The following is a 24,671-nucleotide window of genomic DNA, read 5'->3' on the forward strand; positions in this document are numbered from 1 at the left end:
AAATATATGTAGTTTTAACTGATTGCTTTACGGATTTTTTTTCCAACTTCTAATTCTTCCCCATTAAAAAAGCAAAGAACATTGTTTGTTCGATCAATCATTTTGATTTGTCGCGCATTAATAATGTACGATTTGAATACTTTATAATACTCAGGCAAATCTAGCTGTTTGATGACCTTTAACGAAGTTTCAATGCACTCAACTGATTTCTTTTGATGGAATACGATTCGGTTTCGCTCACCTTTGATCGTTGTTATGTAGTTGATTGCTTCTGCATCAACGATCATCAACTCTCGTTTACTAACAATTTTTAATAAGTGTTTTTTTCCCAGCAATGATCGTTTCACTTCAATTGCTTCTGTTAACAAATTTCTTAACTGCATTGCCACATCCTTTTCTTCTGTATCGATGATTCCTAAAGGACAGATAAGATTCAGTTTCTTGATTTCGATTTTGGACGCATAGGCACCATAAAAAGCAATTTGACACTTTTTGCACTGCTCCCTCAATCGCCCTGCTAATTGAAAACTTCGATCAAAGCCCATCATTTCAATGGAAAATAAAAATAAATCGTTCACATCTGTTAAGTACCCTTCAAGAAAAGAATCTAGTCCTTCCGGTGAAATGATCTCCACCATAGAATAAGGAACATGACTTTCAGTGATCATTTTTTTCATCAAATTTCCATTAAAAAAGTTGTCATCTACTATATAAACAGCGAAATTGCTCAAATTTGCAGACATCTTAATTCTCCTTTTCACATCATTTCTAATTGTATTCTTAATTAAAAATGCCTGCTTGCACTTTCAAACGAATTAGCGAAACGTTTATGCAAAAAAGGTAGTTTAAATTAAAAACAAAGTAAGAAAAGACTTTATAATTGGTCTAAACCTATTATAGTAAAGGAGTTCCCGTCGTACTGCTTTCTTAACACATTTATAAGACAGAAAGCGCAAACAACAATAAAAACTTATGTTTTTTTAAGTAGTTTAACTAATTAACAATTCCAAAACTTACCGACTACTGCCCAACCTTTCTAATGATTTCAAAAAAAATAACCTTCGTTCAAATAAAATATTAATCGTTATTTATTCTTCGTTTTTTCGCAAAAAAAGCTAACCTTCTCTTTGGGCAGTCCGGTTAAGGGTAATCAACTGTTTCCTCTGAAGATTTTCCATCAAAATAAAAGTGATCGTTCGCTGCTGCAAGATGCAATCAAAAAATTTTTCTACTTAATTTACCATATCGAATCTTCATGGACACGACAAAAAACCATTTATTTCGAACAATAAATGGCCTGTTTGCTGCTTTTATTATGCTTCTGATTTACATGCATCCCGTGAATTTTAATTGTTTTCTTTTTTTCCTTCTATATTAATAAGGAATTTCTTACAAGTGCTCATGGGGTTTTATCATCTGTTTTTTTTAATGCTCGTTTTAGTTTTCGATTATGCCAAATCAGATAGGCGATGATCAAACATAAAACACCCCCAATCGATAGATAGAGAAGGATCGACGAAGCGGTTTCTTCAATACTGACATCTTGCTCGTTTCTTTCTTGCGCTTCTTGCCTTGCAACTTGGAAGGTCGGCTCTCCCTGCCATTCTTGATCGGCTGCTTTGAGGGTCGCTTTTATTTCATACTCTCCTGATAGCAGTTCCTTTCCATCCAGCGGAAGTGCGTAATTCATTAATGCATTGGGCGCTAATTGGATCTCTTTTTCTCCTTTGATGGCTGTTGCTTTTCCTTCATGAAACACTTCATAAGCAAGCGTGGCTTTACTGAGATAATCGGCTGCTGCATTTTCCACCGCTACGATGATGACATTGCGGCGGTTGATCTCTTCCAAATGGGCTTCTTCAATTCGGACCGCTGGCGGGATGTCTGACTCTTTATTTCGGAGCAATACCGCCACTTCTCTTGCTAATAGGTTTTGAACATTCCCTTGAAATTCTTCACTGCCGGTTTGCTGTACGTATAGTCCCCCTGCCAAAATCCCATCAAATGATTTAGATGGCATCCGGACTGTCAAGGTGATTTCTTTTTGTTCATTAGGGGCTAACGAAAGTGTTTCATCACTCAAAGTAACGAGTTCTTCGATCGCGTACGGAGCAGAAGGCGTTGCTTCCTCATTTGCCCCAGAGTACTCAACGACGCCAGTCATGTTCGTGACCGCTCGATTAAACGATAGCTGTAGATTGATTGGTTGCTCGCTTTTATTGGAAACCATGACTGCTAGTTTTTCTTCTGCCTTGGGCTCCAGCAACAAATCATAGTACATCAACTCTTTGTCCCGCTGTGACTCCGGCAATTTGATTTGAACATCGAAGGTATCAAGTGAATCTGCTGCCCCCGTACTACTAGTACCAATTAAAAATAAGACCGTTAGAATACTTACTACCCAATACTGAAATCCTTTGCCTCGAAGTTTGTTCTGATGCATCCTGTCAGATCCTTTCTACACAAAATAGGAAAGAAAAATCAGCTAGCATAAAAAGCAGCCGCTTAGGCAAGCTGCTTTTTTTCTGCTAACTGTTAAGCAATGACTACTAACCTATGGGGTCGTCGGCGCACTGCTGATCGTCCAAACGAGGGTCGTTTGATAGGTTGCCGATTGTTTTTCCGTATTGGCTGGGATCGAAAGGGTAAATTGTTCTAGAGGCATCGACGTTTCACCGATCCCTTCACCAGCATTGGCGGTCAAGAAAGCATATTCATTGTTGATCGCCGCAAAATCAAGCTCGCCATTGGCAATATCACTGGTTCCGGTTGGCGGCGAACTTAAGTTGTTGGTCAATGTACCCGTATCTACCGTTAATACCGCACCGTCCAACGTACTGTCTCCTGCCGTAAATTGGGTTGCTTGCCGTACTTTAATTGCCCAAGAAGAGTTCGCCTGTCCTCGGTTATCACTGACTGCAACTGCCCCTCTTTGCAGCGTGGACCCATCGCCAGGTAGTCCAGTCCCATCCGTAGTAGCTACCCACGTTTCGGCATTTTCTGTTTGGATCTCATGGGCCCCAAAATCTAAATTCGTTGGTAGCTGCGTATTGGGATCACTCCCGCCTTTATCCGGGTCAAACACGATGCCACCAGAGGTATATTCTACGACACCGGTCGTGTCGTCCGCTTGCACCGTGGTCACAATACTAAGGGCGGTCAATACCCCCAATGTGCCTATTACCGATTTCTTTGAAATCATTTTGCCATCCTCCTTTTTTTGATGCAAATGATCAATGTCAGACTAATGAAGAATCCGCCTATTAAGGGCAGCCAAAAGTGATTGGTTTCAGCAAGCTGCGGCAGTGGTTCTTCTACGTTAGTGACCGTTTCTTGATTGGTTGGTGGTTCAATTTCTTCATCAGTTGAATCACTGCTAGCTGTTTCCGTTGGTCCTTCATAAAACTCAATGTTGCCGGTCGTCGTATTGGCTACTGCTGATAGAACGAAACTGCAGAAACTGCCGATCATCAAAATCAGAAGCAGCACAAGGGAATTCTTTTTCATTCTGCTCTTCCTTTTCAAGGTGTATCGGAAACGGTCCACACGACTGTGGCGCGATACTGACCTTGAAATTTAGGTGTTTTCTCAGGTACAAATAAATTGAACTGGGAAAAATTAACGGTCAGTCCACCAGTCGATGCCGCATTTTCCAACGTCACCACATTTTTTTCGACATTTTGCTGCAGGGCAATCGTTGCATTATCAGGTAAAACCACTCGACCATCCGTAAAGGTCGAATTGACAGTGCCAAGCTGAACCCTTAATTCGGCGGCTGGCAATGTGCGTGTACCATTGACCCAATTGGTGGATTGTCTGACCTTGACTTGCCATTTTTTCTGCCGATTGCGGGTATCATTGATCCGTAAAATCCCAGTTGTAGCAGCTGAGCTTTGATCGCCGTTGGCGGTTGCCCGCCACGTCTCACTCTTTTTCGTTTGAATGGCATGTCGGCCAAAATTCAGCTGAGTCGGTAGATTCGTCCGATCCATCGTCAGTGCTTCGACCATGAAATAAATCATGGTTTGGCGACTGCTGATATTTAGCGCACTAAAGTTCAAGAGATTGATGTCTGTCGGCTTTGCTTTCAAAACAGAAGCGGAAAAATTAGCAGTCCAATTTGCAGTCAACTGACCCGGACCTGAAAGTAACGTCGGAATTTGAACATCCGTTGCTCCTAAAACAGCTGCATCCGCCAGCTGTTCTTGGACAGTTGTCAAATCATTCAACGCTGAGTTCACGGTGCTAAGCAGAGTATTGAGCAACCCTTGCAGCAATGCGCGCACGACGCCGCCAATATCGATGCCGATCACTCGGATCTGGGTATTTTGAATCGCGGTACTTAAATTCCGTAGAATTTGCGGGACATTGGTTCCTAAGACGACACCAAGGTTCGAACTCATATTGGCATATAAAGCTTCTTTCTGGGTCGTAAACTGCAATGGACTGGTAAATTCAACATTCCCAATATTTCCGACAGTCTTTAGTAAAGAAATCTGCTGATTGATCGCTGTCAAATCGATTTGAACAATCCCAAGGTTGAGATTTAGTGAACTGGTCAAGGAATCAAGCGCTGTTAAGATCGCATTCAAAAGTGGGACATTGGCAATATTGACTGTGGTCGACGTCTTGATCGATGCGGATCCATTGGCACTAATGCTAGTTCTCAATTCTGCTGGGATCGCTAATAAAGCAAATTTATCTTCCCCACTGACATTGACAGAAGCGTTCAACCCGCCGTTGCCTTTAATAGAAAAAGTCACTGGTCGATTTGTCACGCTGCCTGGCCATGGAACGCTTACTGAGGTGCCACTTGTATTGGCACTCGTTAAATTGCTTAAAATCTCCACATCTAAAACATTCACTGCTGCTTCGGCTTTTATTGTCGTTGTTAAAAGATACAAATTGACGAAACTGATGCTGGTCAAAAAGAGAATTAATTGGCCGATCGTCCATTTGTAAAGACATTTTTCCCTCCTTCTGCTTTTCATACCATTTCTAACCCTTTCTTTACGAAACGATGATCATTGCTTCAAAACTATTGTTCACTAGAGATACCAGCGGAGGATGTCCACTCCGCTGGTAAAGTCATGCTATTTTTGTTGGTCTTTTTTCTTTCTTGCTTTGAAGAACAAACCAATTCCTCCTACAACGAAGACTGCTGCCCCAATCAGTGAAGCATACCAAGTTCCTTCAGATCCCGTTTTCGGTAGGTACTTACTTCCCCACCAGCTTTGGTTGTTATTGCTACCGTTGCCGTTGTTGTTCCCCCAACTGCCCCAGTTACCCCAAGCGCCGTTGCTTCCGTCGGTACCATTCGTTCCATTGGTACCGTCCGTGCCATTGCTACCGTCCGTGCCGTCGGTACCATCCGTACCATTGTCACCCGTTGGTACCACGATTGGTGTTGCTGCACTGCGGTATTCTCTGCCACCTGCTGTAACGATAGCCACAACGTTAAGGGTTTCTTCTGGTGAAACATCCTCTGGGTCTAATGTGATGCTGAAGGCACCATTCCCATTGGTCGTTCCAGTTCCGACAACGTCACCCGCTTCATTCAAGATTTCGATCGTCGCATTGGCTGGCCCATTCCCGAAGACTGGATAGCCATCGGTAGGATTGCCAGTGATCGTGGCAACCGGTGCGTCAACCGTCAAGGCACCGACTACGGTCGTCGTCGGATCACTTAAGGTTTCGCCTTCGGCTAAAGCAAGAACCGTAACGGTTTCGCCTTCCGTCGCTTCCGCGGATAACTCAACATCCCAGTCACCATTTTGATCGGCGATCGTTGTGATTGGTCCTTCAGCCGCGAAGATGGTCAGGAATCTACTTGTTAACGGATCGCTGATGGTAACGGTGATCGTAGCACCTGGCTCACTCGTTCCGCTGATCGTTGTATCACCAGCCGTAACTGGGTCAATGGTTGGTGTATCTGTCTTGATGCTTTCATCATCGACAGGTACGACGATTGGTGTCGGATTACTGCGGTAGTCATCCCCACCAGCAGTGACGATCGCCACAACCGATAAGTTTTCTTCTGGTGCGACATCCTCACTAGTCAATGTGATCGTATAGTCACCATTTTCATCGGTCGTGCCTGTTCCTACGACAACACCCGCTTCATTAAGAATTTCAATTGCTGCATTGGCAGGCCCGTTCCCGGCTACTGGATAGCCTTCTTGGGAATTACCCGTAATGGACGCTGAAGGTGCGTTGACCGTGATGCCATTAACAACAGTCGTTGCTGGTTCACTGGTGGTTTCTCCTTCACTTTGCGCCACTGCTGTTACGATTTCATCTCGAGAAACTTCTGCAACTTCCACTGACCAATTTCCTGCTTCATCTGCTTCGGTTTCAACCGCTTCTTCTCCCGTTACCGTCACGGTGACCATCGATCCCGGTACAGCAGTACCAGTGATGGTCGTGTCACCAGCTGTGACTGGTTCGATGATTGGTGTGGCGGTTTGATCGATCGTATTCTCAACGGGCACTACGATTGGTGTGGCATTACTCCGATAGTCTTTGCCGCCGGCTGTAATGATCGCAACGACGTTCAATGATTCTTCAGGAGAAACATCTTCACCAGAGAGCGTGATCGTGTAGTTGCCATTTTCATCAGTATTGCCTGATCCAACGACATCCCCCGCTTCATTCACGATTTCAATCGCCGCATTTGGTGCTGCCATCCCCGTCACTGGATAACCATCCTCTGGATTGCCAGTGATGGAAGCGGTCGGTGCTGAAACCGTGATGCCATCCACACTCACTGTGATTGGTGCACTAGGGTCTTTTTCAGGGGATTGTGCCACAACAGTGACGGTATCACCCTCCGCAACTTCAGGTACCTCGACTGTCCAATTGCCCTCTTCGTTCGTTTCAGTTGTGATCGGTTCATTTTCACCAATCGTTACCGTCACCGTCGAACCTGGTTCGGCAGTCCCGCTGATCGTCGTATCGCCAGCTTTGACTGGATCGATCGTTGGTGTTGCAGTTTGTTGCTCTTCTTGATCCAAAGGTACCACGATTGGTGTCGCATTACTGCGGTATTCTTTGCCGCCAGCTGTCAGAACTGCGACGACTGTTAGGCTTTCCGCTGGTGCAACAGCTGTTGGTTCAAGAGTGATACTGTAGTTTCCTTCCGCGTCTGCGGTTCCTGAACCGACGATTTGTCCATCGCTATTCAAGATTTGTATGGTGGCATTGGCTGGTGCCGTTCCACTTACTGGATAGCCATCCGTGCTGTTGCCTGTGATGGTTGCACTAGGAGCAGTGACCGTCAACGCCCCCACACCAACTGTTACTGGAGCGCTTGGCTCTTTGTCAGGTGATTGAGCCACAACAGTGACTGCATCGCCTTCAGAAACTTCTGGTACTTCTGCTGTCCAATTGCCTTCGTCATCCGTTTCAGCCGTGATTGGTTCCGCATCTGGTACAGTGATCGTCACGGTTGAACCTGGTTCTGCGGTCCCACTGATGCTGGTATCTCCTGCCGTGATTGGATTGATCGTTGGTGCAGCTGTCTGATCCACTACCGTATCTGCTGGTACGATGACCGCTGTTGGATTACTGCGATACTCTTTCCCACCAGCTGTTACGATGGCAACGACATTTAAGGTTTCTTCTGGATTGACAGTTTCAGCAGTTAAGTCCACTGTATAGTTGCCGTCTCCATCGGCAGTGCCTGTTCCAACGACTTCATTGTCTGCGTTCAAGATCTCGATCGCTGCATTGGCTGGTGCTGTACCAGTCACTGGGTAGCCATCCGTGCTGTTGCCGCTGATGGAAGCTGTTGGTGCTGCGACAGTCACTCCTTCAACGATGACAGTGATTGGATCACTTGGGTCTTTGCCGTCACTGTCTGCGACGACTGTGATGGTATCCCCTTCAGACAATTCAGGCACATCGACACTCCAGTTGCCTTCGTCATCTGTTTCGGCGGTCTCTTCTGTGCCATCAGGTAGTGTCACAGTCACAGTTGAGCCAGGTTCGGCCGTTCCACTAACTGTTTCATCGCCTGCTTTGATTGGATCAACCGTTGGTGCCGTTGTTTGATTTTCACCCGGTTCAGCTGGCACCATGATCGGTGTCGCTGGACTACGATAATCTGTACCACCAGCTGTGACCACCGCAACTACCGTCAAGTTTTCTTCAGGAGAGACATCTTCACTGGTCAAATCGATCGTGTAAAGCCCTGCAACATTGGTCGTACCCGTTCCAACTGTCTCGCCAGCTTCGTTCAAGATTTCGATGGTCGCATTCGCTGGTCCTGTTCCGGTCACTGGATAACCTTCGGCTGCATTGCCACTGATGGACGCACTAGGAGCCGCCACCGTTAATGCACCGACTGTGATCGTTGCTGGTGTACTTGGTGTTTCATTTTCTACTTCTGCTACTGCCGTAACAGTCGTCCCTTCGGAAAGCTCTGGCACATCAACTTGCCAATTGCCCTCTTCGTCAACTTCGGCTGAGATTGGGTCTTGCTCACCGACCGTCACGTTGACTATTGCTCCTGGTTCGGCTGTCCCGCTGATTTCTGTTGCGCCGGCAACTGCTGGATTGATCGTTGGTGTCGCCGTTTGATCCGCAGGTACCACGACAGCCGTTGGTTGACTACGGAAGTCATCCCCACCTGCTGAAACGATGGCAATGACACGGACCGTTTCTCCTGCTGATGCCTCTTCACTGGTCAAGGTAACGGTGTAAACACCATTCTCATTGGCCGTCCCTGTGCCAATCACTTGATCATCAGCATTTAAGATTTCGATTGACGCATTAGCTGGTGCTGTACCAGTTACTGGATAGCCATCTGCACTATTGCCAGAAATCGTTGCCGTTGGTGCTGCCACGATCAGCCCTTGCACCGTCACTGTTACTGGTAAACTTTCTGTTTTGCCGTCTGCCAAAGCAGTAACTGTCAAGACATCATCCAGAGAAACCGTCGGCACAGTTGCCGTCCACTCACCTTCGTCATTCGCTGCCACTGTAACAGTATCGCCGTTTGGTAGTTCAACCGTTACATCTGCCCCAGGTTCAGCCGTTCCGCTAACGGTTGTAGCCCCAGCAATCACTGGTGCGACAGTCGGTGCCGCTGTTTGGTCTTCTGCGTTATCTTCTGGCACCACGATAGTAGTTGCCGGACTGCGATAGTCTTGACCGCCGGCTGATACGATAGCCACCACTTGCAAGGTTTCTGCTGGTGAAACACCTTCTGTCAAGGTGATCGTATACTCACCGTCTCCATTGGCAGTACCACTGCCTACCACTTCATTGGCAGCATTTAAGATTTCAATGGTTGCGTTGGCTGGTGCTGTTCCTGTGACTGGATAGCCGTCAGTACTGTTGCCCGTGATCGTTGCGGTTGGTGCAGCCACGTTCAAGGCACCGACACCAACACTGATTGGTGCACTTGGGTCTTTGCCTTCAGCTTCAGCAACCACTGTGACCGTGTCGCCTTCTGAAAGTTCTGGTACGGTGACTGTCCAATTGCCTTCCTCATCCGTTTCGGCAGTCACTGGATCTTCTCCAGGAATCGTTACCGTCACCGTTGAACCAGGTTCGGCAGTTCCTCCGACGGATGTATCACCTGCTTGCACTGGATCGATCGTTGGGGTGGTCGTTTGGTCTGCTGGTACCTCGATGGAGAGCGGCGCACTACGGTACTCATCGCCGCCAGCTGTTACCACTGCCACCACCTGAAGTGCTTCTGAAGGATCAACATCGTCGCTGCTCAATGTGATGCTGTAAGCACCTTCCTCATTTGCTTCACCGCTACCAACAACCTCACCGGCTGCATTTAAGATCTCAATCGCTGCATTTGGCGTGGCCGTTCCGGTTACTGGATACCCCTCCGAACTATTGCCGCTGATCGCTGCTGTCGGTGTCGCCACACTGAGTGGATTTACGACGACCGTAGCTGCATCACTTGGTGTTTCCCCATCAAGAGTCGCTACCACAGAAACAATTTCTCCTTGAGAAACCTCGGGCACAGTTGCCGTCCAATTGCCTTCGTCATCCGCTTCGGCAGTGACTGGCTCTGCGTCACCAATCGTGACTGAGACTGTCGCGCCAGGTTCAGCCGTACCACTGATGGTCGTGTCGCCGGCTGTCACCGATTCAATCGTTGGGACTGCAGTTTGATCCAAAGGTACTGTGATTGGTGCAGCCGCACTGCGGTACTCTTGACCACCGGCTGTGACTACCGCCACCACCCGTAAGGCTTCAGCTGGAGACGCGTCATTACTCGTTAACGTGATCGTATATTGGCCTTCGTCATTGGCGGTGCCAGTACCTATGACCTCGTCATCGGCATTCAAGATTTCGATGGCTGCATTGGCTGGTGCCGTTCCCGTTACTGGATAACCTGCGGTACTATTGCCGCTGATCGTCGCGGTTGGTGTAGCGATCGTCAACCCATTGACTCCAACACTGATCGGTGCACTTGGGTCTTTGTCTGGTGCTTGTGCGACCACTGTGACGGTTTCTCCTTCAGAAACTTCAGGAACTTCAACTGTCCAGTTCCCCTCGTCATCGGCTTCACCAGTAACAGGTTCTTCACCTGGGATCGTTACCGTCACCGTAGCGCCTGGTTCTGCGGTCCCACTGATCGTCGTATCCCCGGCATTGATTGGATCGATGGTTGGTGATGCTGTTTGTTCAAGCTCATCTGCTGGGACCGTCACCGGTGTGGCAGGACTGCGGTACTGATCTCCGCCTGCTGTAACGATCGCAACGACAGACAAGGTTTCTTCTGGTGCTGCATCGGATGATGCGATGGTTACCGTATAGTTTCCATCCCCATCGGCTGTCCCAGTACCGATCACATCGCCTGACTCATTCAACACTTCGATCGCTGCGTTCGCTGGAGCAGTCCCCGTGATTGGATAGCCATCGGTACTATTGCCGCTGATGATCGCTGTTGGTGCTGCAACGGTGACTCCATTGACTCCAACGCTGACTGGCGCGCTGGGCTCTTTGCCTTCGGCTTCCGCAACGACTGTGACTGTATCACCACCAGAGACTGCTGGCACTTCCGCAAGCCAGTTTCCTTCGTCATCCGTTTCAGCCGTTACTGGTTCTTGACCGGTGATCGTAACAGTAACCGTCGAACCTGGTTCTGCCGTTCCGCTAATCGTGGTATCACCTGCTGTGACCGGATCGATCGTTGGTGTCCCTGTTTGTTCAATGTCTGCTGGTACCGTGATTGGCGTGGCATTACTGCGGTAGTCTTGACCGCCCGCTGTCACAACTGCCACCACCTGCAAGGCTTCTTCTGGCGCCACATCAGCTGGATCTAAGATGACGGTATAAACACCCGTGTCATCCGCCGTCGTGCTACCAACGACATCGCCTGCTTCATTCAAAATCTCAATGGCCGCATTCGGCGTGGTTGTTCCACTGACCGGATAGCCATCCGTACTATTGCCTGTGATGGAAGCGCTCGGTGCACTGACAGTCACACCATCAACGGTCACGGTAATCGGTGCACTTGGCTCTTTGCCTTCTACATCGGCAACGACTGTTACCGTATCACCTTCCGTTAACTCTGGTACCGTCGCTTCCCAATTGCCTTCGTCATCGGCTTCTGCCGTGATCGGATCGCCTTCAGGCAGCGTGATCGTCACAGTTGCCCCTGGTTCAGCCGTTCCGCTGACGGTCGTATCCCCAGCTGTTACTGGGTCGATCGTTGGTGTTTCTGTTAAATTTTCTACATCATCTGCAGGAACTACAAGCGGTGTGCCTGTACTGCGATAGTCTTCACCACCAGCCGACACGATCGCTTCCACTCGTAAGTTGTCACCAGCTGTCACCTCTTGAGGATCAAGGGTGATCGTGAAGTTGCCATCCTCATCAGCTGTTCCGCTACCAACGACCTCTCCTGCTTCATTCAAAATTTCAATTGCTGCATTGGCAGTCGCTGTTCCCGTTACTGGATACCCATCTGTGCTATTTCCGGTGATCGTAGCCGTTGGCGCCGCCACGGTTAAACCGTTTACACTCACGGTGATTGGTGCACTCGGATCTTTGCCTTCAGACTCAGCTACGACGGTCACGGAATCGCCTTCTGATAATTCAGGAACCGTTGCTTCCCAGTTGCCTTCATCATCGGCTTCAGCCGTGATTGGATCGCCTTCAGGAAGCGTGATCGTTACCGTTGCCCCCGGTTCCGCTGTCCCACTAACGGTCGTATCTCCAGCACTGACTGGATCGATCGTTGGTGTTTCCGTCTGCAGGATATCTGCAGGCACCACAATAGGTGTTGGGTTACTTCGATAGGTTTCGCCGCCAGCGGTCACAACCGCTGTCACATTCAGGGTTTCTTCCGCGTCAACATCCGCTGGATCTAACGTGACTGTATAAATACCATTCTCATTGGCGGTACCTGTTCCGACAATTTCGCCATCCGCATTGGTGATCTCAATGGCCGCATTTGGTGCTGCGGTTCCAGTCACTGGATAGCCCTCTTGACTATTTCCTGTGATCGAAGCCGTTGGTGCGTTGACTGTTAAGGCGGACACGGTGGTGCTAGCCGGTTGGCTTGGCGTTTGTCCTGCTAGTTCGGCGATAGCTGAAACCGTATCGCCTTCTGACACTTCGTCCACATCAACACGCCAATTGCCCTCTTCATCGGCTTCCGTCACGATCGGATCTGCACCGTTGACGGTCACAGTAATCGAGGCACCAGGCTCAGCAGTTCCGCTGACGCTTGTATCCCCGGCAGTCACCGGTTGAATCGTTGGTGTTCCCGTTTGTTGCTCCGCATCGTCTGCTGGAACGACGATTGGCGTATTACCACTACGGTAAGTTTGCCCACCGGCAGTGACGATTGCGGCAACATTCAAGTTTTCATTTTCTGCTACATCTGCTGGGTTCAACGTGATACTGTAGTTGCCGTTCTCATTTGCCGTCCCAGAGCCAACGACTTCACCTTCGGCATTGGTGATTTCAATGGCTGCATTTGCTGCGGCTGTCCCCGTCACAGGATACCCATCGGTACTATTTCCTGTAATCGAAGCCGTTGGTGCATTAACCACTGGTGCTGCTACCGTTGCCGTTGCAGGCTCACTCGCCGATTCCCCATCAGCTTCCGCTACTGCTGTGACTGTATCGCCTTCCACCAATTCAGGGACATCTGCCGTCCAATTGCCGTCACCATCTGCGGTTGTTGTAATAGGTGCACCGCCGTTGATCGCCAATGTGATGGCTGCGCCTGGCTCAGATGTTCCGCTGATCGTCGTTTCCCCTGCTGTCAATGGATTGATTGTTGGTGTATCGGTTTGATCTTCTGGTGTATCTGGCGCAAACCAAATCGAGTTATTGCCGTCAGCATCCGTAAATAAATCAATGGTGATCAAATCAAGTTGAGACATCGTTCCTTCGAAGCGGGCTTCGTAAGGATTAGATGGATTCGCCACGCCGTTTTCAACCAATTGTGCATAGGTCGGACTGGTGACATTCGTTGGAACGACCACATTGGTTTGACCTAAAACAGATGCAGAAGCGATTTGATCTGCTAAATCTGTCGTTGCATTGAAGACTGTTTGTGCTGTTTCAACCGTTGCGTTTAAAGTGGCTTTAGCTGTGTTAACGGTACTTTGTACCAACGTATTGATTTGACCGATCAAGGTACCGATGCCTGGAATCCCACTTGCACCATCCAAAATACTGACTTGAATCTGGGCTGCTTGTAAATTATCGAGAATTTGATTGATGCGTTGATTGATAACGATAAATAAACCATCATCCACATTGGCAATCAGGGCACGTTCGTTATCGGTTAGTCCAGCTGGAACTTCAAAATTCGCTTGGCCAAATTGTCCAAGTTGATTTAATAAGTCTAACTGGGTAGTGATTTCATCTAAGTTGACGGATATCACTTGGCTAACATCCACGATTGAAGCCGCTGTATACAACGGATTTGGCAAGCCGCCAACGATTGTTGGCGGAATATCAAGTGCATCAGCTAAATTTTGATTGACGATTCCATCCACCGTGCTGATCAAGGTATTGACTGCTGGTGTGACTGTACCGATCAATGTTTGCAAGGCTGGGAAATTCCCCAGTTGGAGTATCACATTGGTGGAAATCGATGCATTCCCTGCCGGTTGAACCAAACCAGTAAGGCCTTGAGGAACCCCAACAACCGCGACTTTATCCCCATTCAAGACATCAACCGTTACTGCATTCGATCCAGAAATCGAGAAATTGACTTGGTTCGTTGCACCAGGAGTTGCATAAGGTGCAGACGCACTCGTGCCTGAGTTATTAGACGCTGTGATATCTGAGAAAAGTTCAGCTGAAACCAAAGCAGCTTCAACCGTCGTTGGTGCCCATAACAAACTTGCTGGCACAACCACCGTACTTGTCAACAACATTCCACTGACAGTTAAATTCGCAATAATATTTTTCTTTGTTCGAACGCGTGTGTTTTTCTTTGAATCCATGAGCTTTTTATAATTAATGCCTTTCATTCATTCTCCTCCTGTTCGAAAAAAATTTAACCGACAAAAGATAAAACTGATGATCTCTGGAATCCTTCTTTCCCCCTTTAAAACCAGATGAAAATCTATTTCAACCCAACACCAAAAGGCATAGAGAGAAAACAAAAAGTAACCGATCGCAAAGCGAAGATTTTTTCGCATGCTTTCTGAAAAACCCAGTGATTTTTGTTCAAATAGTTTAGAAGCACATTAGCTCACTCTTGTGAAACTAAAAAATAAAATAACTAAACGAACACACTGTGTACCAAAATTCTAGCAAATTTATTTCTTTCCAACAAATTATAAACACGATAAATAATTAAAAAAACACTGAATTTCACCTTTCAAAACACAAAAGGTTTATTTTATAAACAAGCAGAAATTATTTATATTTTTCTTATAAACAAATGTATGATGATAAAATATTGCCTTTTTTCGTCAGTTAACCTTTCTTTTTTTTATATTTAATCAATATAATGAATACGATTTCAATTGCATGTTTATACACCGGGATAGAGAAAAATGATGATTGTGTTTTTTCATGATTTTAACCTCGTTTTTTACCTCCGAAAATAAAAAAACAAAAATAATTTGGACGTTTTTTCACGATATCACCTAAAATAACTCTTACTAACGAAAAAAAGGAATCGAAACGCTCGCAGAAAGTTCTGTGAAAAAAGAATGAAACTATTCTATCAAAATCAACGTTGCACTATTATGAACGATTATTTCTTCAGTTGCTCTTCACTGCTTTTCATCCTCACCCAGTTATTTGGTCCTACATTTCGGACGTAAACGTTCATTCTACTTTAAGCGGTTATACTTGTTGGTAAGAAGGAAACACCGCTGCCCAATTGGCTTCTTCTAATACGACTTAAGGAGCAACAAACGATGCATTGGCTAGTAATGATTTTTCTATTGATCTGCCTCAGTTTTGTCTAAAAAAAGCGTGAGAACCGAATGTTCTCACGCTTTTCTACGATCCCCCTCTAAGGATCCTTTATCACGAAGATTACTGAACGATTTCTTCCACCAAATCAAGGAAAGTCTGAAATAAAAGACCTTTTAGATTCCTCTATTGGCTTTACTTTACTATAATGGGGATACAAGATCTCATTAATTCAACGAGAGCGGAGGCTTTCTTATGTATGGCGAAACGATCAGACAAATCCGATTGAAAAAAGGCTTCACCCAAAAAGAAGTCTATGGCACGATTATTTCAAAGTCTTATGCCATCGAGTTCGAAAAAGGCAAGCATCAAATTGCTGCCAACTTGCTGTTGCAAATTTTAGAAAATCTCTCAATGGATATCGATGAATTTCTCTATATCGCGAATGGCTATCGCCTGGATGAGCAAAACAGCTATAATCATCGGTATAATCAATATTCAAACAAACACGATCTGCCAAATTTACAAAAGCTGTTACAGGAACTACAAAAAACCACTAGTAGACTGAACAATATCCGTATTGCAGAGGTTCGCTCGCGAATTCGCATGCTACAATGCTTGGCAGAACATGGGGTCTATCGACAAAGTGCTGTTTTAGAATGCGATCGCCAAACGATCACTTCTTACCTCATTGATGTTGAGAGCTGGACGTTACAAGAAATCCAACTATTTGGCAACACCATCGATCTTCTGGACAACGACCATAATTTCTTCTTTTTCAAAAAAAAGTATCCAAGATGCTCGAGTACTACATCGATATGGAAAAAGGTCGAGAAATATACTGCGCCTTGCTGATCAATTTGATTGAATATACGCTAAAACACCAGCAATACGATGCGACGGAAGTTCTCGTTGTCCAATTGAAACTTTTAGCGACAGACTACAAAGAATTTTTCCACCAAACCGTCTGCAAGTTTTTCCAAGGCGTGTTGCTCATAAGAACCGGCGATCAAAAAGCTGGTGAAACGATCACACAAAAGATGTTGGCTATTAGCTAACACTACGTTCGTCTGTCGCTCCAAAGTATTGATACATTGGTTTTTGGTTGCCATTGAGCAATTGATCCACCGTCACAAATTCATAGCCTTGTGCTTTCAGCGTTTGAATAATACCAGGTACGGCTTGAACGGATTTCGGATGAATATCATGGAGCAGAATTATTGAACCATCGTAGACATTATTTTGTACGACCTTCAAAATTTTGTTCGGATCTTTTAGCTTCCAATCCTCGGTATCAACACTCCATTGAATGATCGATTTTCCTGCCGCTTGGGCGCTCTGTTGATCGATCGCCCCATACGGCGGGCGCAAATTCTTAGGTAAGACTCCTGTTGCCTGATAGATTGCTTTGTCGGTCTTAGTTATTTCAGCTTTGACATCCTCCGGCGACAACGTATTTAATTGCGGATGTGAATAGGAGTGACTGGCAATTTCATGCCCTTCCTCATGGACTTTTCTCGATACTTCAGGATACCGATCCACCATTTGTCCTAATTCAAAAAACGTTGCTTTGACATCGTTGTCCTTTAAAATCTTCAAAAGATCTAATGTGGTTGTGTCGTTAGGGCCATCATCGAAAGTCAGTGCAACATATTTTTTGTTTTGGTCCAATGTCGATTGTTGCTCTTTCAATTGATCCGCATTAACAAGTTCCGGATCAATAAACGGTGCAATCTCTTTGTACGCCAACGTGATCTCAGATACGCCAGTTTGATTTTGGGGCAACTGGATCGTTAATTTTTCAGGATCATACGTAAATTTCGACTCATAGGTGATTCGATCCATCGCCAAGACCGCATCAATGACTTTATCAGGTTCCTTGACTTGGTCTAAAATCTTTTGCTGAATGACTTGCTGGATCCCTAACAAGCTGCCCTCGTCTGGAACCAAGTCTTTCAAGGATAATTCATTGCCGGTTTTCTCGGAAATAAAAATTGGATCGGCAACCACGCTATCCGCATCTTCAAAGCGACCAGTTTCCCGATTCCAAACATAGCTGTCCGCTTTTAAAGAATAGGTTGACACTTTCGATGCGACCGCTTGTGCTTCAATCCGAGCAACAGTGACTGTCTCTTTGTCGGTGTGTTTTTTGCATAATTTGTTCGCCATGGTCGACAATTTCTTGCTTGCATCTTTGACAGGAATCGTACTTTCTTCTTTTGGTCGGAAAATCAATTCTTTCTTGTCCCCATTAGACAATGTTTCGAGTTTTGCCGGGATTCCCACTTTAACTTGTTCTTCTTGGATCGATGCCAATAACTTTTCAGCAGCAGCCTCATATTTTTCCCGTGCCAAGGCTTCTTGCTGCTTCAACGTAAAGGCGATATAGCCGCCAGTGGCGATAATGACAATTGTCAGAAGCGTCATCAATGAAAAGAGATACTTACGATGGGTTGGCTTCTTTTTAGAAACTTGACGATCGGTGGTTTGCGTGCGTCTTGCCGTTCCCGTTGTTTGCTTTTGATGTGATTCGACCCTTGAAAAAGGTGCTTGTTTTTCAGACGTCGCTTCTTTATGTTGTGAATTATTTGAATAATTGCTTGATTTCTTCATAAACATTCTCCCTAAAACATAATAACGTAAACAAAACGTAACATAATCGTAATAATATTTCAACAGTGTTACAGAGATTCTTATAAACTTCTCTTTTTGTTCACCATTTTTGAGAATTGTTCTAAGAAATCTTTTATTCTGATACTAATAAAAGCAAGCCTATCAGCCATGATATCGTATTCACTCCGTTTTATTTTCGTTTAAAAATAATGAGAGATGTCTTTTTGTACTTTGATGTTTTTTCTGTTTATAATTCAGCGTATGGCAATTACTTTAAAGGATGTGTTCAAAATGAAACACAAGTCAGCAACGTATTTATTTATTCTTACATTAGTCATCGGTTTAACCTATCAAATGCTTCCCTATACACCCCTAAGCGATTCCGTTTTATCCATCATTGGTACTGTATGGAATGTGATTTTGGCATTTGGTGCAGGGTACTTTCTCTTACGAAGGACTTTTTTGGAACAATTCAAGCATTTTCGTTTCATCGTTTTATTATGGGGTGTGCCTTTCGTCATTTTGACTGGCGTGTTCTTTTCCTTTATTTATGCCGCTATTTTTGGACAACCAACAACTAACTCGATCGGCGAAACCATCACTGTCCAAATGGTCTTTTTACAAGTACCCTTCATGTTGATGGGAGAAGAGTTGCTTAGTACCAATCTCTTGTTAGCTTTACAGAAAAAAGGATTCTCTTTCCTCTGGTCTTCCATCATTTGCAGTGTGCTGTTCGCTTTGTGGCATATCCCAGCGTACGGTTTTCATCCAGCACAATTATTGATCACCTTGATGCCCGCAAGATTGGCACTCAACTTCGTCTGGAAAAAATCCAATAGTGTTTGGGTCAGCTGGATCTGCCATTTTCTTTATGATGGACTCGGTTTTATTTCATTCTTTCGTTAAATAATCAAAAAAAGACAGCTGAATCGTAGCTGTCTTTTTTTGATAGTCAGTAACGCCTTTCCCCAATGACTTACTTGATCGCTATTTTCGCTTTCTGAAATAAAGCCAGCTTGCTGTGGCGACGAAGCACAAACCAACTACAAATGGGAACAACGTCCCCTGCTCATCGGTTTGCGGCAATCTTTGCGCAGAATTGCTTTTTTTCGAAGTGACATTCGCTGTTGGGTCTTTTTCTTTTTTATCAGAACTATCCACTGTTGCTACGTTTTCTTTTGTATAAACATACGTCACAGTTGCCTCCTGCTTACCGAATGTGCCTTTGGCATTTTGCGGCAGCTGACTTCCGTCTAACGTGTAGCCTTCGATTGTTAGTTGATATTTTTCTGTGCTGGCATCATAAGAGTCGCCTACGTTTCCACTGATCCTTTGTGAAGGATGAACTTCTTTGCCTTCTGTATCCACGTACTCCACTGTTACATCAGCTGCTGGTACCGGATTTTTCGTGTAGATATAGGTGACTGTTTGTGCCGTTTCTCCAAACACACCCTTATTGTTTTCTGGTAATTGACTTTGATCTAAGGTGTATCCGTCGATTATTAGTTGATATTTTTCTGTACTAGCATCGTATGGGTCGCCTACATTTCCACTGATCGTTTGAGAGGAGTGAATTTCTTTACCTTCTGTATCCACGTACTCCACTGTTACATCAGCTGCTGGTACCGGATTTTTTATGTAGATGTACGCAACTGTTTCCGCTGTTTTGCTAAAAATACCTTTACTATTTTCTGGCAACTGGGTTTCATCTAGAGTATAGCCTTCGATCGTTACTTTATATTGATGTGTGCTGGAATCGTATGAATCACCTATACTTCCGCTAATGGTTTGGGAGTCATGAATTTCATTGCCCTCTGTATCAACGTATTTTACTGTTATATCCGCTGCTGGTATCGGATTTTTTATGTAAATGTAGGTAACAGTTTGGGCCGTTTCGCTGAATACACCGATACCATTTTCTGGTAGCTTAGTTTCGTCTAAAGTGTAGCCTTCGATTTTTACTTGATATTGTTCTACGTTGGCATCGTATGATTCACCTACATTACCGCAAATCGTTTGGCTAGCGTGTATTTCTTTGCCTTCTGTATCCACATACTTAATTGTTACATCCGCAGCTGGTACAGCATTTTTTGTATACACATAAGTGACTGTTTGTACTGTTTCACTAAATACTCCTATGGTATTTTCTGGCAGTTGGCTTTCATCCAGTGTATAGCCGTCGATCGTTAATTGATAGTTCTCTGTACTGGCATCGTATGGATTGCCCACATTACCGCTAATCATCTGAGAAGCGTGGATTTCGTTGCCTTCGGTATCTATATATTCGACCGTGATATCCGCAGCTGGTACGGCATTTTTTGTGTAGACATAAGTGACTATTTGCACCGTTTCGCCAAATACACCGATAACATTTTCTGGTAGTTTAGTTTCGTCTAAAGTGTAGCCTTCGATTTTTAATTGATATTGTTCTGTGCTAGCATCGTATGGGTCCCCTACATTTCCACTGATCGTTTGAGAAGGATGAACTTCTTTACCTTCTGTATCTACGTACTCGACCGTTACATCCGCTGCTGGTACGGGATTTTTTGTATACACATAGGTGACCGTCTGTGCTGTTTCTCCCAAGATACCTTTACTGTTTTCTGGTAACTTAGTTTCATCTAACGTGTAGCCATCAACTGTTAACTTATATTCTTCGTTGCTGACATCATATGGTTCACCAATCGTACCGGTCAAGGTCTGCATCTCATGGATTTCTTGCCCTTGACCATCAAGGTATCGGACATTTACCTCTCCAATCTGCTCCGGATCGACAATGACATTGACCACATGTGTGGTATTCACGCTATAGGAAGCTTGTCGAGCCATAAAAATTGTTACATAGGAACCTGGCTTGCTTGGGTCAATATTGGTGTAGTAAGGATAGATTTGCGAGTCAGAAATGCTTTTTTCTATATTGCCGCTAAAATTTAGTTTAAACGCCTCAATGCCTAATGCTTTGGTTGAGAAATCAAACGTACTGTTTACAGGAATATGAATCGTATCGGGACTGTTTCCAAAAGCATACTCACCCGTAATTAAACGCTCGTAGAGTTCAAGTGTTTTCGTTTCCCCAGGCTGCAAGGTGATGGAATTTCCAACCGATGTGAATGCATAGTTTTGTCTTTGATTCGTGGTACCAACTTGCTTAATAAAATAGCCACCTGAAGGAAGTTGAATTGTAACCTTTCCTGAACTGTCCGTGACTAACAATGTCACTTCACCAGATGTCGAGGAGGTCAATGTGAAATAAGCTCCTTGGATCGGTTGGTTTGAATTACCATCTAACACTTGAACCGTCAGTTGCCCATTGACAGCTCTTGCAGCTGAAGCATTAACAGATGAGGGGACCTTGTCTACAGTGCTTACAGCAGAATCTTCTTTAATATCTGATTCAGAAATATTTTTTTCATTATCACTGTTGACTTGCGTTTGCTCGTTTTTAGCATCCACACTCGATGAGGCCATTGTTGTCATCGCAGCATTATCTGCTTCCGTTAAATCATTTGTATCATTAGATGGTGTAGCTATCTTTTCGTCTTGCTCCAACTGTTGGGAATCTGAAAAACCTTCGCTTTCCGCCATTACCTGAAATGCTGGTGTTACCACCGCAGCACTTAATAGGATTATTAAAGACATAATATGTTTAAATTTCTTTTTCACAAACTTTCACCTTAACCTTCTTTTTCAAAATTTAGACTTTTTTATTCAAGCTTTTTTCACGCCTGAAAATCATTATAATTTATTAAATTTTAATTTACAAACATTTTTTATTTATCGTATGCTCCACTCCTAGCTGAAATTTTTATGCGGACTCATGAAATGCCCTTTATCTTGTGTATACCTGATTCATTTATCATTGCACTACATCACCTCTTCAGAATTTTATAATTCAAGTACCCTTCCCTTCAAGCAAATCCAGTGCAAATCAGCGCAAAGCTTCTTTGCATCCTTGTTTTATCAACGATTTCCGTTTTCCTAAAACAGGACACTATTTTCACCTAAGATTTCCTTTCTTTTTTGAATGACTCATATAAAAATACCTCCTAATTTTCAAAAGAGATATTTTTTCAAGTTTCCAGCTCAGAACAATAGAATTAGGTATTATTTAAAAGAAAAAACACTAAAAATAATCGTGTTGCCGTGAATATCCAATGCGAAATTCTAAGCTAAACTCATTTTATTTTCATTTTTTGAAAACGAAGAAATACACTTGTGCATTTCTTCGTTAAATCGAGCTTTACAATTGTTTCTTTGAACCGCTTTATGTTAGGATATGTCAGAAGGAGCATTGAAATGACTATAGCTGAAAAAATAAAAGAGAGTCGCTTGAAATTAGGACTCACCCAACAAGAAGTTTCCGAGAAATTATTTGTTACCAGACAAACGATCTCAAATTGGGAAAACAATCGAAGTACCCCAGACATCGATACATTGATCAAATTAAGTGATCTCTATCAAATCGATTTAGAGTCACTGCTAAAACCAGAACAATTAGCAGACGAACCAGAAAGAATGAGTGAGGAGAAGAAACCAACCTTCCGCCTACTTCTATACTTGCTCAATTTGACTGCAGTCGTCGCTTGCGTTTTCACCGACTTCTTAACACCTACAGGAACAATGACCCTATGGACAGCTGCTGCACATTTTTTGTTACTAGTTAACTTTGTCCTTTTATTCGGTTTTTTCCTCACAAAAAAAAGACCCCTTCCTGCAAAAACAATTGTCTTTGCATTTGGAAAAGGTCTGTTGATCTTAGCCATTATATTAGGTTTTACTCTTTGGTCGAATAAAGGAGCTTCTGCTGATGCGTTACATCTGATCGGCCATAATTATGGTCATTTTGTCTATTTGATGTTTAAAGCAATTGGGGTGATTTATTTGTTTGATTGGCGGAAGTATACACTCTAATGTTTAAATTTTATTCTGAGCTCTTAAGAAAGGTATGAAGGTATCTTGGCTTTTAGTGTTTATTCTAAGATAGTTATTTGATGTATTTATCTCCCTCAAACTCTCCTATTATATTTATTCTTAATAGTAACTAGGTTAGATAATAAAATATTTTTTCATCTGGACTCTCATAAAAATTTGTCAAAATCTCTAATAAAAAATGATTTTTCAAATTAGTTAAATAGCTGTATACATAACTGAACAAAATTAAAGAAAAAAACACACTAATCAAAAATAATTTATAGGACATCAAAAAGTTAGATTTTTTGGTCTAACTTCTTGGTGGCACTTCATTTATTCGTTGTTTCTTTTATACATCTTAACTTTAAATAGTTTAAGCATGATAAATGACAACAAAAAAGATAATATAAATGAATACAACCCATAGAATATAAAACTGGTATAAAGAGAACTAAACGATATATATTTTTTAGACAGTATAATCATAATTGAAACAGAAAGAATAATTAATAAAGAACTAAATATATACTTAACAATTTTGATTAGTTCAAGGTATCCCTTTAATATCCAACAGTATAAAATTGTTAAGGTTATATTACTGATTACAAGTCCTAATGCACTCCCTATCGATCCTAAAATTGGAACAAGAAGAAAATTTAAAAGAACTATAACAATTAGAGAAGCTAATGAGGTTTTTACTAGTTCTCTATCTAAAGAAAATGGAATAATCATACCATTCATCAAGAATACATTATATGTGCCAAACATAATTAGAAATGAACCTATTACTAATATAGGTATCACTTCATCATATCCTCCGCCTAAGAAAATTGGTATAAAATACTCCGCTACTGCTATTATTCCTGAAATTGTTATCGTAGAAAAAACTGAAATCAAAACTATAAATTTTTCAAAATAACTTCTCATTTTAGTAATTTGCTTTTCTCCCACAAGATATGACATTCTTGGAGAAACTGCATTTGATGTAGAAGTAAGGATACCTAAAATAATAACTATTATTTTTGAACCTTGATCAAATATACCTACTTGATAATTCCCTGAAAGATTAGATAAAATAACTCTAGATGAAGTGTTTTTCAAGTTATCAAGTATCATTGGAATCATTAATCTAAATGAATCTGTCACAACTTTTTTTCGAAAATAAATTTTAAAATGCTCTCTTTTAAATTCAATATAAGGTCTGAGCGTACTAAACATTGTGAGATTTCCACAAAATACAGCAATAATGTTAATGACCGCATAAAATTCCAATTGAGTAGGACTTTTGATCAATATAAAAATGCTAAGTGTTGCTAATATTTTTGTAACTAAATTTCTTAGAAGATTTTTTCTTATTTCTTCTAAGCCAATATAGAACCACGATATATCGAACATAGTAGCTAAAATTAAAAAGGACTGTACATAGTATATTTTATCCAGATGAAGAATAACAACTAGACCGTTGAAGAAAAAAAAACAGATAAAAGAACACAAAATTTGAATAACCCATAAATTAAAGGAAACACGAGTTCGTTCGACTATGTTATTAATCTGAGCTATTCTTCTTGCACCATAGATTGGCAACCCGATCATAGAAAAAGTAACGAATAAACTAGCTACGCTATAACTGGCTGCGTATATTCCAAGGTGATAAGGAGTGAATATTCTAGCGACATAAGGAGTTGTAATTAAGGGTACTACAAGCATTAGAAGTTGAAATAATCCACTTGATATCATATTGATTAATAAAAGTTTATTACTTTTGTTCTTTTGAATCAAAG

The 24,671-nt window shown here is 43.3% G+C and carries 11 protein-coding genes and 1 pseudogene; 3 read left to right on the forward strand and 9 right to left on the reverse strand.

Going from position 1 to position 24,671, the window contains the following annotated elements; translation table 11 throughout:
- Nucleotides 1–14: 14 nt before the first annotated feature.
- The 6 genes from IGI92_RS10495 to IGI92_RS10520 form a co-directional block, all read right to left on the reverse strand.
- Nucleotides 15–743 (reverse strand): LytTR family DNA-binding domain-containing protein, encoded by a 729-nt coding sequence (locus IGI92_RS10495; RefSeq protein ID WP_016613483.1) that lies wholly within the window; start codon nucleotides 741–743, stop codon nucleotides 15–17.
- Between the two features lie 656 nt (nucleotides 744–1,399).
- Nucleotides 1,400–2,443: a DUF916 and DUF3324 domain-containing protein gene (locus tag IGI92_RS10500; RefSeq protein WP_016613486.1), complete on the reverse strand. Its 1,044-nt coding sequence runs from the start codon at nucleotides 2,441–2,443 to the stop codon at nucleotides 1,400–1,402.
- 111 nt (nucleotides 2,444–2,554) lie between these two features.
- The gene (locus IGI92_RS10505) at nucleotides 2,555–3,202 is read right to left on the reverse strand and encodes a WxL domain-containing protein (RefSeq protein ID WP_275626614.1); all 648 of its coding nucleotides are present in this window, start codon (nucleotides 3,200–3,202) and stop codon (nucleotides 2,555–2,557) included.
- Nucleotides 3,199–3,507: a hypothetical protein gene (locus IGI92_RS10510; protein WP_430606946.1), complete on the reverse strand. Its 309-nt coding sequence runs from the start codon at nucleotides 3,505–3,507 to the stop codon at nucleotides 3,199–3,201. Before IGI92_RS10510 ends, IGI92_RS10505 begins: the two co-directional genes overlap by 4 nt.
- A 14-nt stretch (nucleotides 3,508–3,521) precedes the next feature.
- Complete coding sequence (locus IGI92_RS10515; RefSeq protein WP_430606948.1) at nucleotides 3,522–4,991, reverse strand: adhesive domain-containing protein; 1,470 nt, start codon at nucleotides 4,989–4,991, stop codon at nucleotides 3,522–3,524.
- Between the two features lie 102 nt (nucleotides 4,992–5,093).
- Nucleotides 5,094–14,468 carry an Ig-like domain-containing protein gene (locus IGI92_RS10520; RefSeq protein ID WP_430606951.1) on the reverse strand — a complete coding sequence of 3,125 codons (9,375 nt, stop codon included), beginning with the start codon at nucleotides 14,466–14,468 and terminating at the stop codon, nucleotides 5,094–5,096.
- Between the two features lie 1,153 nt (nucleotides 14,469–15,621).
- On the opposite strand from IGI92_RS10520, the pseudogene IGI92_RS10525 reads away from it, so the two are divergent.
- Nucleotides 15,622–16,424: pseudogene (locus IGI92_RS10525) on the forward strand (helix-turn-helix domain-containing protein).
- Here IGI92_RS10525 and IGI92_RS10530 read toward each other — a convergent pair.
- Nucleotides 16,417–17,979, reverse strand: a complete 1,563-nt coding sequence (locus tag IGI92_RS10530; protein WP_430606953.1) for a polysaccharide deacetylase family protein — start codon at nucleotides 17,977–17,979, stop codon at nucleotides 16,417–16,419. The pseudogene IGI92_RS10525 and the gene IGI92_RS10530 overlap by 8 nt on opposite strands.
- 234 nt (nucleotides 17,980–18,213) lie before the next feature.
- Here IGI92_RS10530 and IGI92_RS10535 point away from each other — a divergent pair, with 234 nt between their 5' ends.
- A complete protein-coding gene (locus tag IGI92_RS10535; protein ID WP_430608493.1) occupies nucleotides 18,214–18,885 on the forward strand; it encodes a CPBP family intramembrane glutamic endopeptidase in 672 nt (223 codons plus the stop codon).
- Between the two features lie 81 nt (nucleotides 18,886–18,966).
- Here the strand turns inward: IGI92_RS10535 and IGI92_RS10540 are convergent, their stop codons facing one another.
- Nucleotides 18,967–21,642 (reverse strand): MucBP domain-containing protein, encoded by a 2,676-nt coding sequence (locus tag IGI92_RS10540; protein WP_430606955.1) that lies wholly within the window; start codon nucleotides 21,640–21,642, stop codon nucleotides 18,967–18,969.
- Between the two features lie 633 nt (nucleotides 21,643–22,275).
- Here IGI92_RS10540 and IGI92_RS10545 point away from each other — a divergent pair.
- Complete coding sequence (locus IGI92_RS10545; RefSeq protein ID WP_430606957.1) at nucleotides 22,276–22,890, forward strand: helix-turn-helix domain-containing protein; 615 nt, start codon at nucleotides 22,276–22,278, stop codon at nucleotides 22,888–22,890.
- Between the two features lie 333 nt (nucleotides 22,891–23,223).
- Here IGI92_RS10545 and IGI92_RS10550 read toward each other — a convergent pair whose 3' ends face one another.
- Entirely contained in the window at nucleotides 23,224–24,669 is a 1,446-nt protein-coding gene (locus IGI92_RS10550) for an oligosaccharide flippase family protein (protein WP_430606960.1), read from the reverse strand.
- Nucleotides 24,670–24,671 lie beyond the last annotated feature (2 nt).

Origin of the sequence: Enterococcus sp. DIV2379 (assembly GCF_050542965.1) — a bacterium.
Classification (GTDB): domain Bacteria; phylum Bacillota; class Bacilli; order Lactobacillales; family Enterococcaceae; genus Enterococcus_D; species Enterococcus_D entomosocium.

Coding starts and splice junctions, on each gene's coding strand:
- IGI92_RS10495 (WP_016613483.1), bottom strand. CDS start 743: ATGTCTGCAAATTTGAGCAATTTCGCTGTTTATATAGTAGATGACAAC.
- IGI92_RS10500 (WP_016613486.1), bottom strand. CDS start 2,443: ATGCATCAGAACAAACTTCGAGGCAAAGGATTTCAGTATTGGGTAGTA.
- IGI92_RS10505 (WP_275626614.1), bottom strand. CDS start 3,202: ATGATTTCAAAGAAATCGGTAATAGGCACATTGGGGGTATTGACCGCC.
- IGI92_RS10510 (WP_430606946.1), bottom strand. CDS start 3,507: ATGAAAAAGAATTCCCTTGTGCTGCTTCTGATTTTGATGATCGGCAGT.
- IGI92_RS10515 (WP_430606948.1), bottom strand. CDS start 4,991: ATGAAAAGCAGAAGGAGGGAAAAATGTCTTTACAAATGGACGATCGGC.
- IGI92_RS10520 (WP_430606951.1), bottom strand. CDS start 14,468: ATGAAAGGCATTAATTATAAAAAGCTCATGGATTCAAAGAAAAACACA.
- IGI92_RS10530 (WP_430606953.1), bottom strand. CDS start 17,979: ATGAAGAAATCAAGCAATTATTCAAATAATTCACAACATAAAGAAGCG.
- IGI92_RS10535 (WP_430608493.1), top strand. CDS start 18,214: ATGTTTTTTCTGTTTATAATTCAGCGTATGGCAATTACTTTAAAGGAT.
- IGI92_RS10545 (WP_430606957.1), top strand. CDS start 22,276: ATGACTATAGCTGAAAAAATAAAAGAGAGTCGCTTGAAATTAGGACTC.